The organism is Paenibacillus paludis, assembly GCF_042610515.1.
Taxonomy (GTDB): domain Bacteria; phylum Bacillota; class Bacilli; order Paenibacillales; family Paenibacillaceae; genus Paenibacillus_AQ.
Genome location: NZ_JBGJZP010000021.1, coordinates 33,843 through 48,106, shown reverse-complemented (window position 1 = coordinate 48,106; position 14,264 = coordinate 33,843). Strand labels below are relative to the sequence as shown.

Here is a 14,264-nt window from a genome sequence, read left to right as displayed (position 1 = left end):
TCAGGAAGGTTTATTCTATCATAAAACAATCAAAATATATTGTAAAACGATAAATTATATGTTAAATTCAAAACGGTAATACTTCAATAAAAAAGGAAGGCTAAAGCTGCCGGTGAGGAGATAACATCATTGAAACCAATAACACAACTTCTGCATTTTGGCTATCATCAGGCGATGAGCTGCATTTTTCCGATTGCGATCTTTGGGACCTTAGCTCTTTCCGGTGTAATAAATGTGCCTTTCGTTTACCGTTATGATGCCATTCTTTTCGTGTTGCTTACTGTGCAGTACCTCATGTACCGCAGTGGATTAGAGACATGGGATGAGATTAAAGTGATCTGTATATTTCATTGTATTGGACTGTTGCTGGAAATATATAAGGTGAGTATGGGATCATGGTCATACCCGGAGCCCGGGCTTACGAAAATATTCGGTGTACCGCTCTATAGCGGTTTTATGTATGCAAGTGTTGCAAGTTTTATGTGCCAGGTATGGCGTAGACTGAAGATGGACATGACCGGCTGGCCGGGGCTTACTTCTGCGGGATCACTGGGAGGAGCCATTTATCTGAACTTTTTCACACATCATTTCATTCCTGATTTTCGCTGGTGGCTGACGGCACTTGTGCTCATTGTTTTTTGGAAAACCTGGATCATCTATCGGGTACGGACCGTTATATATCGAATGCCCTTGACACTGGCTTTTTTCATCGTAGGTTTTTTTATCTGGTTAGCCGAAAATATAGCTACATTCTTTAATGCCTGGAAATATCCTGACCAGTACCAAGCCTGGCAAGTGGTTAGCTTCAGTAAGATCAGCTCGTGGTTCCTGCTGGTGATCATCAGCGTTATTATTGTGGCCCAACTAAAACATGTTAAAGCGAACCGTATTACAAAAGGGTAAGGGTCCAGCTAAGATTAAGCAAACGGGACACGATAGTACAATAAAACAGTGGCAGTCCAGGACAATATTCTCGTCCATGGCTGCCACTGTTTTTTTGTTGTGTTCTGGAAACGCAGCTCATGAGGATGGACTGGATTATTATTACATAAATCTTTCCCTAGTGAAAATTAGTTTGACATTAGAAACAAATGCCTTTATTTTTATATATATAAATAAGTTTCATCAGGGAAACATATTTTCCTTAATGCAAATTATTGAATCTTATCTATTCTATGAACCAGGAGGAGAAACAAATGAGGAACCTGTGGGTGGAGAGAACGAGAAAATTAGGTGTGGGTGCATTGCTGTCTTTGGCACTTGTAATCACGGCCTGTAATGAGAAGGAGAGCGGGAACGCAGCAGAAGGGACAGACAAAGACACCATTGCTGTGGTTACGACCATTTCACAGATTGCAGAGCCTATAACGATTATTGGCGGAGATAAAGTACAGGTACAGAGTCTTATGGGACCGGGTGTGGATCCCCATCTGTATAATGCCACTCAAGGAGATATAGCCAAGCTGGGCGGTGCAGACCTGGTCCTGTACAGCGGCTTGCATCTGGAGGGCCAAATGCATGAGGTGTTCCAAGAGATCGGCAAAACGAGGCCGACAGTAGCGATAGCTGAGAGTATCCCGGAAGACCAGCTGCTCACAAATGAACTGGGAGACACGGACCCCCATGTATGGTTTGATATCGACCTCTGGAAGCAGGCCCTCGGCAATGCAGCAGAGGAGCTGAAGAAGCTGGCCCCGGAGCATGCAGAATATTTTGAGAGCAATAAAGCGAAATACTTCGCAGAGCTGGACACGCTGAACACGGATTCAAAAGCCAAATTGGCACAGATTCCTGAAGCCCAGCGGACACTGGTTACCGCGCATGATGCATTCAGCTATTTTGGCAGGGCAAATGGTATTGAGGTAATAGGCTTGCAGGGACTGAGTACAGAGGATGAATTTGGCGTCTCTGACATTAACGATACTATTGACTTGCTGATTCAGAACAAAATTCCTGCCGTATTCGTAGAAAGCAGTATTAACCCGAAATCCATAGAGGCTGTGATTGAAGGAGCCAAGAGCAAGGGGCTGGAGGTCAAGCTCGGCGGCGAGCTGTTCTCCGATGCCATGGGTAATGCGGATACCGCTGAGGGTACTTATCTGGGAATGTATAAACATAACGTGGAAACGATCTATACTGCACTCAGCGGGGGAGGGAAATAAGATGAGCGATGTTCTAGTAGAAGGCTTAAATGCCTCTTACCGGCAAAATAAAGTATTGCACGATGTTTCCTTCAAGGTGCAGCCCGGCACGCTTACGGCGATCATCGGCCCGAACGGTGCCGGGAAATCGACCCTGCTCAAAGTGATGCTGGGCCTGCATCCCAAGCTGTCGGGCACCGTATCCTTTTACGGCTCCGCCTTCTCCAAGGTGAAATCACGTATCGGTTATGTGCCGCAGCGGGGCTCCGTGGATTGGGATTTCCCGACGGATGCGCTGGATGTAGTCATGATGGGACTGTATGGCAAAGTTGGGTGGCTGAAATGGCCCAAAGCCAGTCACCGGCAGCAGGCATTACACGCCCTGGACCAGATGGGGATGGCCGATTACGCGCACCGCCAGATCAGCCAGCTGTCCGGCGGGCAGCAGCAGCGGGTGTTTCTGGCCAGGGCGCTGGTACAGGATTCTGACCTTTATTTTCTGGATGAGCCCTTGGCCGGGGTAGACGCCGCGACGGAGAAGGCGATTATGACGACACTCCAGCTATTGAAGGAGCAGGGCAAAACAGTGATGGTCGTACATCATGATCTACATACGGTAGAGGAGTATTTCGACCACGTGCTGCTGTTGAACCGTACGATTGTAGCCCACGGAAGTACCCGTGAGGCGTTTACCCAAGAGCAAGTGTACCGTGCCTATGGAGGTTCGCTTCGCTGGATCGGAGGCACCTAATGGATATAACCGGCATCTCACCTAACACACTTTGGGTATTATTCAGTACTTTAATTCTTGGGATCGCCTCAGGTTTGATCGGTTGTCTGGCGTACTGGAAACGCCAAAGCCTGATGAGCGACGCCCTTTCCCATGCGGCTTTGCCGGGAATTGTGATTGCTTTTACGATCGTTGGTGTCAAAAGCGTTCCGGCAATGATCGCCGGAGCGGCGCTAAGCGCAGTGCTCGGTTTTCTCTTTATCCAGTGGATTCAATCGTCCACCAAAATTAAAGAGGATACGGCGATGGGAATCGTGCTGTCGATCTTTTTCGGACTTGGAATCATGCTGTTGTCCATTGTAAACCGGACGGCAGGCGGAGGCCAGAGCGGTCTGGATTCGTTCATATTTGGCCAGGCAGCTTCCATGACCGGTAAAGATGTTAAGATCATGCTGGTGCTGGCATTGATTGTGATCGCGTTCATATGGATCGGTTTCAAGGAGTGGAAGCTGTTTCTGTTCGATGCGGATTTTGCCAAGGGACTGGGCTTGTCCGGGCGGGTGATGAACGGGATGTATATGAGTATGCTGATTCTTGTTATTGTCATCGGGATTCAGGCGGTAGGTGTCATCCTGATGTCGGCTCTCCTGATTATTCCCCCGGTAAGTGCGCGATACTGGACCCAGTCCTTCAAGCGGATGCTTATCATTTCCGCTGTATTCGGCGGGGGTGCCGGGGCCGCAGGAACATGGGTCAGCACACTGGGAAAAGGCTGGCCGACAGGACCCTTTATCGTTCTGGTCTCGTCTTCGCTGTTCCTTGTGTCGCTTGTCTTTGGCTTTCAGAAAGGCTGGCTGGCGAAGCTTCTTCACCTGCGGGCGCAAAAGAAAAAATCGGCGGAATCAGCACATCTGCATACGCCTGAGGAGGGGAAAGCGGTATGAGCTACACAGCCTGGATCTTGCTTACAGCTTCACTTGTCGGCTTAACCTGCGGAATAATTGGAACGTTCCTCATCCTTAGACGAATGGCAATGATGGCGGATGCCATCAGCCATAGTGTGCTGCTGGGGATCGTCGTTGCCTTCCTGATCACCAAGCAGCTGAGCGGCGGACATATGCTGATCGGCTCCATCATCGCCGGTCTGCTGACAGCCATGCTGGTCCAATTCCTGCACTCCCGCGGCGTAGCCCAGGATGCTTCCATTGGCGTAGTCTTCACCACATTGTTCGCAGTCGGTGTAGTTCTGATTGCAACAAAGGTAGGGAATGCACATCTAGATGTAAAACACGCATTGATGGGTGAAATTACATTTGTTCCGTGGAATACAGTGGAGCTGCCTTGGATAGGTGCCGTTCCTCAAGCAACGCTAATGCTGTTCATTGTACTCATTATTGTTCTTGCCGTTATTCTTGCATTGTATAAAGAATGGAAGATTACATCGTTTGACCCGGCGCTTGCGGCCAGTCTTGGACTTCCGGTCGTATTGATGCATTATCTGTTCATGACGCTTGTATCGGTAACAACGGTGGCCTCATTTGATGCCGTCGGGGCAATTATGGTCGTAGCCATGCTGATTACCCCGGCTGCGTCCGCTTATCTGTGGACAGACCGTCTTTCAGTCATGCTGATGCTCAGCGCCGGTTTTGGCGTCCTCTCTGCTGTCGCGGGTTACTATATTGCAGTGTGGCTGGACACCTCAATTTCAGGCTCCATGGCCTTTGCTACCGGACTTGTATTTATAGCAAGCTTCCTGGGTTCTCCGTCAAGCGGTGTGTTGTCCCGGTTTTTCCGGGCTCCAGCAGTGATTGAGGAATAGCATAAGCCAGCGTTGCGAGCTTGTATCATACGAATATGAAGATCCCCATTTTATTGCTCAAGGGCGATAGAACGGGGATTTTTAGGTTGAAGCAACCGAATCTACCGAGTCCACAAGGCTATCACAGAATAATAACTATCAAAAATGATTGTCAAGCATTACACTAATATATGGATTTAGGCCACATTTTTCTCATTAAATCAAACCGCACGCTTGATAATCTATCTGGCGAGCGGACGATGATTATCGTCGCACACCGCCTTTCCTCTGTGATGCGGGCAGACCAGATTATTCTGCTTGAAGACGGATGTATTGCGGACCGTGGAAGCCACAGCGAATTATGGAGCCGCAACGTGCTGTATCGGACACTTTTTCAGCATAATATGCAGGAGTCTGTATAACCAAGAAGCCCTCAGGTTTCCGCCTTGAAGCGGAGCAATGAGGGCTTTTGTTAGGCTTAAGAAGCAATAATCCGGTTTATACCCTCTGAGGGAATTGGATGAGTATGGAATTTCTTATCATATCCGCCATCATCAACGCTTCACGCTCGATACGGTCATACAGCTGAATACTGGTGTTGTAGTCCTTGTTCAACATCGCTACTGCTTCTGCTTTAGTTAGTGCAAGATGATCGTAGAACATTTTCCTGAACTCTTCTTTGGGGAAAAAGGGGTTAATGCGGGCTAGAAATTCAACAATTTGATCCGCATTGGCATACCATTTTTTCTCTGCGGCGGCAGCTGCATTGGTATCACCTGCTTTCGCAGCTTTGACAAGATCAGCAGCAATTACCAAGTGTTCTTTGATAAGATTGCTATAAGCATTAGCTATACTCTCTCCGTAAAAGGGCTTAAGCGCGTTGCCCATATCCGGCGCATTCTGCAGGAGGCGCGCCAGTACCGCATCGGTATCGGGCAATCCGAAAACAAGACTGATGATGGCCATTCGTGTCCACGCCACATGCTGCTCCCATAATAAGCGCATATTATTTTTGAATTCGATCTGAGCTTTGGTCAGGCAGATCACCTGTGGACCTGCATTTGCAGGAGCCATATTGGGCCATGCGTAAGACGTTCTATTTGCGGAGGGGCCAAAGCCCCCATAAGAATACATACAATCTAACCTCCCCTGAATACTTATATCCCCATAGTATGGGGATTACGCCTATGTGTTCACAGATGGCTGCAAAAGAAGGTGGTTTTTACGTTTTCCCTAAACAAAAAAACGAGATATCCGCTGAGCGGAATCTCGCTTTTTGTTGCAATGGCAGATTAAATTCGAGCGAGCGTGAAGCGGAAGCTATACGGCCGGTTTGCAGGCAGAGTAAACTGTTCATGCGTCGGTGCACCCCAGCTGTCGTCACCGCCGACACCCATTTGCTTGTAATTGACCCTCAGCACGGTTTTATCCGAAGCCGGCAATTTATAGACGTGATCGCTGGCTTCCAGTTCTTCTGGTTTCCAAGGGAGTACGTTGATTTCCAGCGATGTTGCATTTTCGATATGGATCCCTGATCCATCACTGCCTTCTGTAACTGAAGCATATCTGACATCTGTTTTGTTCCCGCATTCCTGTGGCTTGAGGTAAGGAGTGAACTGTTCACTGACTTTGCCGCTAAAGCGTCCCAGTCGGGCTCCGGTTTGCCGGTCCCAATAGTTCTCATGTGGTCCGCGTCCGTACCATGACACAGTGTCCAGGCTTCCATCAAGCACGAACAGCATTCCGAACTCGGGAATTTCCGGCAGCGAGCTGCTGCCCGGGTTCAGTTCCTGCGAAATCTCCACAGATCCGTCAGGACGGATTTCATAGGTGACCATTAGAGTGGACACGGGATTGGTGGGCAGCAAGTAGGTTGCCGATACGAAACAAAGATTCTCTTGAGTCCGGGTAGTGAATTGAACAAGACTGCGTTCATAGGAAGCCTTTCTCCAGACTGCGGAACGTTCCTGCAGATGGTTGCCAAGATCATTATCAGTGACGGCTCTCCAGAAATTCGGTCTTGCAGGCTCAATCAGGCGTTCTTTGCCCAGGACTTGATAAGAGAACAAATCTCCGGTTGCCGTATTGAAAGAAAGTGAAAAGTCAGCTCCTGCAATGATCAATGCTTCCTCTTGCTCAGTGATGTGAAGGGGATCTCCTGCTGAAACGGGAAGATTTCCTGCAACTCTTGGAACTAGAATGAACTGCTCCCATGCAATCTCATGGTTGGCATCTGCCCATGCTGCAGCAGCAGGTTGAATGAAGGACAAGGTCAGCACTGCTTCTTTATCATTGGCTATGGAACTAAGCTCATACGGAATGACACAATCGACAGTCTCTCCCGGTGCAGCGGCAATCCGCAGAGAGCCCTCTTGCGAAGTTACGCCTTCCAATTCAAGCTTCCAATGTAAATCATATTCTTTGATATTCGTAAATAAGAAGTTATTACGGATTTGATAGAGACCTTTCTGAAGATCCTGGGCGGTGACTTTTATATTCTGATAGCATTTTTTGACCTCAAGCAGCTTAGGGGTTACTGTCCGGTCCGCAAACAGCAGGCCGTTGCCGCTAAAGTTCCCGTCATGTGGGGATTCACCGAAATCGCCGCCGTACGCCAGATATTCAATCCCCTCTGGAGTTGTAGTGCGGATGGCCTGATCCACCCAGTCCCAGATGAATGCGCCTTGGAACACATCATATTTGTCGAACATATCGGTGTAGAGATGCAGTCCGCCGCAGGAATTGCCCATAGCATGGCTGTATTCACAAAGGATATAAGGCTTCTGCGGATTGTTTGTCGCATATTGTTCAACGCCGGCAGGCTTAATGTACATCGTAGACTCGATATCGCTCGCCGCTTCCGAAGGTCTGTAATGAAAAATCCCTTCATAATGAACAGGACGGGTAGGATCGGCTGCCCGCAGATAGTCATGCATGGCAATAAAATTATCGCCGCCAAAGGACTCATTGCCGAGTGACCAGATGATAACGGATGGATGATTTTTGTCCCGTTGCATCATGGAATTACAGCGGTCGATGACATTGGCGCGCCATTCCGGCTTGCTCGCGGGAACATTGCCCTCATGCAGCTCTTGTTGTCCATATTGCCAGCTGCCGTGTGTCTCCAGATTGGTTTCGTCAATTACATAGAGACCGTATTCGTCACACAACTCATACCAAACTGACTGATTGGGATAATGAGAGGTCCGTACCGCATTAATGTTATGGGATTTCATCAGATGAATATCGCGGATCATATCCTCTACGGACAATGCGCGTCCAGTGTCACAAGAGAACTCATGCCGGTTAGTGCCTTTCAGTACGATCCGTTTCCCGTTAATCTTCATTAAGCCGTCTCTAATCTCGAAGGAGCGGAAGCCAACCTTTGTGCTGACCGCCTCTTGAACGGCCTCCTGACCATCCACTAGCGAGAGCACCAAGGTGTAAAGGTATGGTTTCTCCGCACTCCATTTATGAGGCTGAGCTACAGGTGCCGACAGTTTAAGCTGCTGCAAATCCCCTTCCTGAAAAGATACTGCAGCAGCAACCGGAGCAGCCCAGATCCCTTGGCCATTGTTATCATAAAGCTGCATTTGCAGCGAGTAATCTCCAGCTTTGCGGCTAAAGTAATCTTCCACTTTGATGTCCACGTTCAGCTCCGCATGCACAAACTCGTTGCCCAGATCGGTCCGGGCCCAAAAGTCGGCAACACGTACGGGAGGTGCGGTATACAAATAAACGTCGCGGAAAATGCCGCTAAGCCGCCAGAAATCCTGATCTTCCAGCCAGCTCGCATCACACCAGCGGTACACCTCAACGGCCAGTTTATTCTCTCCTGCTTGCAGATAAGCTGTAATATCGAAGTCCGACGGGGTAAAGGTATCTTCACCATAGCCGACCAGTTCTCCGTTCACCCATACATAAAAAGCAGACTCCACACCCTGGAAGCTGAGGAATACAGGCTGGCCGTCCCAAGCTTGCGGTACATCAAATGTACGTACATAGGAACCTACAGGATTATATAAAGTAGGGGCAAAAGGGGGCTTCAAATCCGGTTCTGACTCTGCCCAAGGATACCGCACATTGGTATATTGAGGGTAATCATAGCCCTGGAATTGCCAATGGGAAGGAACAGGAATATCCGCCCAATTGCTGTTGTCATAATCTGATTTATAGAAATCCTTGCTGCGTTTCTCAGGAGTTTCGGCAAAGGCGAATTTCCAAGTGCCGTTCAACGATTGATAACGGGAGGAGGATTGTTTATTTCCTTGGAGTGCTTGCTCAGCAGTCGGGAAAGACATCATGGAAGCATGCGCTTCCATTCGGTTCAATTGAAAAATCTCCGGATTGTTATTCCATTCGGGATATCCGTTGGCAGGTGGCTGATAGACTAGCTTCTTACGCACTTTAACATCTCCTTATATTGTTATATTCATATTATAGAATGAGAAAGGCTCAAGGTATATATAATGATATTCTTATCAAATAACACAATATGAAACTAAATAGGGCTTTCTTTCGCTAGAAATGAAGGCTAATATAGAAGCAACAATTAGAAACGGAGAATCCTTGTGAAAAGCAAAATGATTTTTTGCCAAACTGATGAGACGATGCTGCTGCCCTTATATGCCACAACCATCGGATATTGGGAGCATCAGGCTGAAACTTTGCGTCCGGCCGGTTTTCCGGATTATCAGATGCATCAGGTGCTTGAAGGCAAAGGTGAACTGAATATTAATGACAAAAGTTACATCGTAGGCCCCGGGGAAGTGTTTTTTCTATATCCTGAAATTCCGCATTTCTATACTCCGGTTAGCAGGGAGTGGAAGCTGGCGTGGATTTCATTTAGCGGCAGGGAAGCTGCCCAGATGCTGATGTACGCAGGAATACGCGAGTCTGGACCCGGGAGATTAAGAGACGAAGCACTTTTGGAGCCTTTGCGGGAGATGCTTCTTTTGTCTAATGAACATCCGCTTGAAGATGATCTGGAATGCTCCAAGCTGCTGTACGCATTGCTGTTGGATCTGAAACGCAAACTGCTGCCTTCTTCCAGCGAGGAAGATGAAATGGAACGGATTAAGCCCGTCCTGCGCTATATAGAACTCCATTTGCACCGGCCGCTTCAGTTAAAAGAACTGGCAGAAGTAGCTGCAGTATCGCCGCAGTATTTGTGCCGGCTGTTTCAGCACACGGTTCATGAGCGGCCGGTAACGTACATTAATAAACAGCGGATTAACCGGAGCAAGCAATTAATGTTTAACGTTCGCGGTAAAAAAATCTACGAAATTGCCCGGGATGTCGGTTTTGAGAATGCCAGCTACTTTTGTGCGGTGTTTAAACGGGTGACAGGGATGAAGCCTGAGGATTTTAAACGATTGCATGGTTTGGATTAAAGGTGAATGCAGGGGGGATATAATCGGAGCTGGACCTTTCATGAATACTGCATAACAAAAAAAGGCAGCCCACGGCTGCCTTTCGTTCATTCATTGTGCTGCATAAATAAAATGCTCAACTGTCCTTACTGTATCTTCGATCTCCGGATTTGAGTTGTCGATCATTGCGACATTCGACGCGGGCAGCGGCCACGCGACAGTGCGGCTGCCAAGCGAAGACCGGAATTCCTGCCAATGCTGAAATTTCCAGTCATCCAAAGACGAGTGCCTGCCTTGAATGCGTTCCCGGTACAAATCCTCGTTGGCCAGTCCGACCAGAACAACCTTGACCTCAACCTCGGGCAGCGTAAGACCGATCCGGGACAACTCACTGCTAATCCAGTCTGGGTCTGCTGCTTCCTTGGTAAAGGGTCCAACCACGAATACATCGCTATTCAGGCCGATATTATCAAGTGCGGCGTCCATCGTAATGCGGTAACCGAGGTCGCGGCAAAGTCTTTTATATTCTGCGGAATCTCTGTCAGTCGGGTCCAGACCATGCATGGTCATGATGGCGTCCGCCGCCGGCCGCAGCAGAATATCCATATCGAAGAAGGCGGCTTTGCGGCGCGAGGCTACCGCTTTGGCCAGCGTCGTTTTGCCCGCACCTGCCGGTCCCAGAAAAAATACCAGTTTATTCATCATTCTGCTCTCCTCAAATCCCGATTCAGTTCACACCTCAACCAGTATATCCTATCATTTTTTGCAATCCAAAAAAAGGTTGAACAGAGCCAAAGAGAGCGCTCAAGTTCAACCTTTTTTATACCCGGTAGTGTTCACCTTATTTGACAACTTTCTTGCCGGAATTCAATAATTTATGCCACTTCTTAAGGTAGATCACTCTGCGGAACATCGTTTTATCCTTCAATTGATTAAAGATATAAGCATCCGGCCGCGTATTTACCTCAATAATCCATGGCTTCAAAGCAGAATCCAATCCAATATCCAGGCCTATTTCCTTAAATCCGCTGTGGTTTTTATGGAATTCTTTCGCCACCTGATCCCCTAAAGCTTTTAATCCTTTGATATAGTCTTTTTTCTTGTCTCCTTGCAGGTAAGGACTAAGCAGCGTTTCCAGAGGAAGCGGTTTTCCGCTGTTGTGGAAATTCGTAACGATTTTCTTAGGATGTGCCATTCGCCCGATATATCCGGTACATTCCCAATGGTTCGTGCTGTTCATTTGCGTCATAATGCGCACATCAAAGATACGATTCTGATAAGTTAGCAGATTTATCCCTTGCTGAACCAAATATTCACGCTTTAATTTACTGCTGCCTAGCGAAGTGAACAGAGCGCCGTAAGTTTTAAAATAACGGGGAGTCTCGCCTACGTGATAGGCATATTTATGTTCACCATACTTAATAACTTTAATGACACCATTTCCTCCGGTTCCTTTGACAGGCTTTACATATACCATCTTATGCTTGTTAAGCATGGACTGCAGGGCTTCATACGAATAGATCCGGCTATCGGGCACGAATTGGCGGAGCCGTGAATGGTTAAGCAGCATTTTTGTTTTGGACCATTTGCTTGCAATGGTAATGGTTTTTTTGGTGGTCGCGGCTTTCTTGGACAACATCAGCAGGTCACCTCGTTCTAATAGTGGAAGTATAGCTTTACACACTTATATTGCCTGTCTTACGGGAATGGATCATTCCGCAGCCTTCAGCACATAGGATATCGTATGTAAGTCATCGGTCATCAACCACAGGCAAAAAGACGGGGGGATGCGCGGAAGTTTCATGTATAATTAAGAGAATATGTAGAAGGGTTTGGAGGCAATGTGCAGATGACAGTCTCCGTGATTTATTTCATTTTTACAATAACCGTAATGATTGCGCCTACTGGATTGTAGAGGATGAGGGAGAGGTTGCGGGCGGGTGCGGGATGGCCCCTTTTGCCGGTTTCGAGCATTTTGCCTGTGACGCCTGGTATATTAGGGAACTTGAAAATTAGCTGTAAAAGGAGGATTGCGGCTTGGAGTTATCATTGAAATCTCTGGATTTAAAAGCAGCGGAAGTTGGCAACAAAGCCTCGAATTTGTCCAAGCTTATAAACGAACAATTCAGCGTGCCCGATGGTGTAGTGCTGTCCCAAACTTATTTCGCATGTTCGGAAGCTGAACTGCAGCAGAAGTTGAATCGACTGTCTGAGCGTCTGGAGAGAATGCTTCCTTCCGCTGACGGCTGGGCCGTCCGCTCCACGGCAATCGACGAAGACGGCGGAATGAAGTCCATGGCTGGTCAATACAAGACCGTAATTATTCAGCATTCCTCTCAGCTGCCGGCTGCAGTTGCTGAAGTGCATGAGGGGTCAATTCCTGTGATCATTCAGACATTTATTGAACCGGATTATTCCGGTGTTCTGTTTTCCTGCAACCCGCTTACGGGAGAATCCGAAATAATCATTGAACTTGTAGAAGGAAGAGGAGAAGCTCTCGTGGGCGGGGACACCAATCCAATGGTCCATTACCGGGAAGGCAAATGGAGCGATTCCAGCCCATTGCTCGAACAACTCCTGCTCCATATGGAACCATGGATTATGAAAGCAAAGGAGCTAATGCAGCAGCAGGTGGACATGGAGTTTTGCATCAAGAACAAATCGCTTTACTGGCTTCAGGTTCGTCCTGTAACAACCGGAGTCCATACCGATTCGTGGGACTACGATTTTGCACATATCCCTGACTCCTTCCTTGAAGAGGACTGGTTTCTTCTTGATCAGTGCACGGAACCCGTTACTCCGTTAGTAAAGAAGCTGGATCCGGGCAATTATTTTCAAATGCCTTATTGGGATATACGGTTCGTTCAGCATTACCCTTACATCAGTCTGAAAAAGAACGTTGGTGCCGCTGCGCCTTCACAACCGGACGACGGGACAAGCATGCTGCTTAGATGGCAGGCGCTTAGAAACAGATACGAGCCGATCTTCGATCAACAGCTGAACGAAAATATTACGCAAGCCTCACTTGAAGACTTATGGGAGAAGACAGCTGTTCGGGTAGAGATCAACCGGTCTTATGTGAGTGAGTATTTGAACCGGGACTGGTTCATGGCACGACGCATCATAGGGAAGGAGCTGGAACAGCTCGTCAGCCGCTATGCTGGAGAGAATGCAGACGTACCGCTTTTATTGTCCTCGCTGACTGGAGAAGTGAACACGATCACGTATCAAAAAACGTTGCAGCTTAACCAATTGGTAAACTCTGCGCGGAAATATCCTGACTTTGGAGAACTGTGTAACAAGGTTAGAAGCAGTGAACCTCATCCATGGGCAGACCAATTTGCTGCTTTCATTTCCCAGTACGGCTACGAGCTTCCACATCCCTTGGCACTGCACCTGAAGACCTTGGCCGAGAGTCCGGAAACGTTGTTGTCCAGAATTGCAGCTGAACTCCATACCCGCAAGATTTCTCGTGAGGGGAAAGGTCAGGAAAGCTGGAAAGAAGTTGCTGCCAGGATTGGGCAACGGATGGAGCATGACGAGAAAACGGAATTTCATAGGCTGTTAACAGAGTATAGAGCCTACGTGATCCGAACAGAAGATGACGATTATCTGCTCCAGAAAGGTTCATCCTCTATTAGAAGAATCTTGCTCGAAATCGCTCAGCGTTTAGTAGACTGCGGCAAAATAGAAAGCAGGGAGTCTATATTTTTCCTCTATCCCGATGAAATACATGAACTGATCTCCGGTGCCCGCCAAAGTGTGGAAGAAACGGAACTCCTTCAACGGGAAAAAAGCTTTGCCGCAGCAGCAGCAATTAACCCTCCATTACTTCTGAAGCCCGGTAATGCGCGGAAGGTGTCCGAAGACCAAAAGCTGCAGGGGGTAGCTGTGGCGCAAGGATGCAGAAGTGGAAAGGTCTTTAAATTAATGAATCCGCTGGACCGGGAAAGCTACAACCAGATTCCGGAGAATGCGGTCATCGTAGCTCCAATCCTGACGCCCAATCTGACTTATGCGATCTTGGCCTGTGCAGCTATCGTAACCGAAGTGGGCGGTTTCTTATCGCACGGAGCTATTTTTGCCCGGGAGATGGGCATTCCGGCGATTGTTCAGGTAGAGGCAGCGACAAGTCTTCTCCAGAATGGTGATGAAGTACAGGTAGATGCAAAACGGGGAGTAATTGAAATACTGAAGCGAAACTCAAATCCATCATAGGAAGT

Annotated in this window: 12 protein-coding genes; 8 read left to right on the top strand and 4 right to left on the bottom strand. The window is 48.0% G+C overall.

What is annotated here, in order from left to right; all coding sequences use genetic code 11:
- Positions 1–129 precede the first annotated feature (129 nt).
- From ACAN56_RS28610 to ACAN56_RS28585, 6 genes are all read left to right on the top strand, one after another.
- A complete protein-coding gene (locus tag ACAN56_RS28610) occupies positions 130–903 on the top strand; it encodes a DUF817 domain-containing protein (RefSeq protein WP_379147109.1) in 774 nt (257 codons plus the stop codon).
- 293 nt (positions 904–1,196) lie between these two features.
- Positions 1,197–2,162 (top strand): metal ABC transporter solute-binding protein, Zn/Mn family, encoded by a 966-nt coding sequence (locus ACAN56_RS28605; protein ID WP_379147107.1) that lies wholly within the window; start codon positions 1,197–1,199, stop codon positions 2,160–2,162.
- 1 nt (position 2,163) lies between these two features.
- Positions 2,164–2,892, top strand: a complete 729-nt coding sequence (locus tag ACAN56_RS28600; RefSeq protein WP_076109367.1) for a metal ABC transporter ATP-binding protein — start codon at positions 2,164–2,166, stop codon at positions 2,890–2,892.
- Positions 2,892–3,815 carry a metal ABC transporter permease gene (locus tag ACAN56_RS28595; RefSeq protein ID WP_038591630.1) on the top strand — a complete coding sequence of 308 codons (924 nt, stop codon included), beginning with the start codon at positions 2,892–2,894 and terminating at the stop codon, positions 3,813–3,815. The genes ACAN56_RS28600 and ACAN56_RS28595 overlap by 1 nt, the downstream gene beginning before the upstream one ends.
- The gene (locus tag ACAN56_RS28590) at positions 3,812–4,690 is read left to right on the top strand and encodes a metal ABC transporter permease (protein ID WP_076109369.1); all 879 of its coding nucleotides are present in this window, start codon (positions 3,812–3,814) and stop codon (positions 4,688–4,690) included. The genes ACAN56_RS28595 and ACAN56_RS28590 overlap by 4 nt, the downstream gene beginning before the upstream one ends.
- 239 nt (positions 4,691–4,929) lie before the next feature.
- Positions 4,930–5,091: a hypothetical protein gene (locus ACAN56_RS28585; RefSeq protein WP_179091682.1), complete on the top strand. Its 162-nt coding sequence runs from the start codon at positions 4,930–4,932 to the stop codon at positions 5,089–5,091.
- A 76-nt stretch (positions 5,092–5,167) separates the two neighbouring features.
- On the opposite strand, the gene ACAN56_RS28580 is transcribed toward ACAN56_RS28585, so the two are convergent.
- Positions 5,168–5,743 (bottom strand): acetylglutamate kinase, encoded by a 576-nt coding sequence (locus tag ACAN56_RS28580; protein WP_379147214.1) that lies wholly within the window; start codon positions 5,741–5,743, stop codon positions 5,168–5,170.
- Positions 5,744–5,961: 218 nt separating this feature from the next.
- The gene (gene lacZ / locus ACAN56_RS28575) at positions 5,962–9,075 is read right to left on the bottom strand and encodes a beta-galactosidase, LacZ type (protein WP_379147103.1); all 3,114 of its coding nucleotides are present in this window, start codon (positions 9,073–9,075) and stop codon (positions 5,962–5,964) included.
- A gap of 165 nt (positions 9,076–9,240) precedes the next feature.
- Here lacZ and ACAN56_RS28570 point away from each other — a divergent pair, with 165 nt between their 5' ends.
- Positions 9,241–10,062, top strand: coding sequence for an AraC family transcriptional regulator (locus tag ACAN56_RS28570; RefSeq protein WP_379147101.1), 822 nt, complete (start codon positions 9,241–9,243; stop codon positions 10,060–10,062).
- Between the two features lie 90 nt (positions 10,063–10,152).
- On the opposite strand, the gene ACAN56_RS28565 is transcribed toward ACAN56_RS28570, so the two are convergent.
- Positions 10,153–10,743 (bottom strand): P-loop nucleotide/nucleoside kinase family protein, encoded by a 591-nt coding sequence (locus ACAN56_RS28565; RefSeq protein ID WP_038591640.1) that lies wholly within the window; start codon positions 10,741–10,743, stop codon positions 10,153–10,155.
- A 139-nt stretch (positions 10,744–10,882) separates the two neighbouring features.
- Positions 10,883–11,680 (bottom strand): YheC/YheD family protein, encoded by a 798-nt coding sequence (locus ACAN56_RS28560; protein WP_052092069.1) that lies wholly within the window; start codon positions 11,678–11,680, stop codon positions 10,883–10,885.
- A gap of 398 nt (positions 11,681–12,078) precedes the next feature.
- On the opposite strand from ACAN56_RS28560, the gene ACAN56_RS28555 reads away from it, so the two are divergent.
- Positions 12,079–14,259 (top strand): PEP/pyruvate-binding domain-containing protein, encoded by a 2,181-nt coding sequence (locus tag ACAN56_RS28555; RefSeq protein ID WP_379147099.1) that lies wholly within the window; start codon positions 12,079–12,081, stop codon positions 14,257–14,259.
- Positions 14,260–14,264 lie beyond the last annotated feature (5 nt).

Coding starts and splice junctions, on each gene's coding strand:
- ACAN56_RS28565 (WP_038591640.1), bottom strand. CDS start 10,743: ATGAATAAACTGGTATTTTTTCTGGGACCGGCAGGTGCGGGCAAAACG.
- ACAN56_RS28580 (WP_379147214.1), bottom strand. CDS start 5,743: ATGGCTCCTGCAAATGCAGGTCCACAGGTGATCTGCCTGACCAAAGCT.
- ACAN56_RS28590 (WP_076109369.1), top strand. CDS start 3,812: ATGAGCTACACAGCCTGGATCTTGCTTACAGCTTCACTTGTCGGCTTA.
- ACAN56_RS28595 (WP_038591630.1), top strand. CDS start 2,892: ATGGATATAACCGGCATCTCACCTAACACACTTTGGGTATTATTCAGT.
- ACAN56_RS28605 (WP_379147107.1), top strand. CDS start 1,197: ATGAGGAACCTGTGGGTGGAGAGAACGAGAAAATTAGGTGTGGGTGCA.
- ACAN56_RS28600 (WP_076109367.1), top strand. CDS start 2,164: ATGAGCGATGTTCTAGTAGAAGGCTTAAATGCCTCTTACCGGCAAAAT.
- ACAN56_RS28560 (WP_052092069.1), bottom strand. CDS start 11,680: ATGTTGTCCAAGAAAGCCGCGACCACCAAAAAAACCATTACCATTGCA.
- ACAN56_RS28585 (WP_179091682.1), top strand. CDS start 4,930: ATGATTATCGTCGCACACCGCCTTTCCTCTGTGATGCGGGCAGACCAG.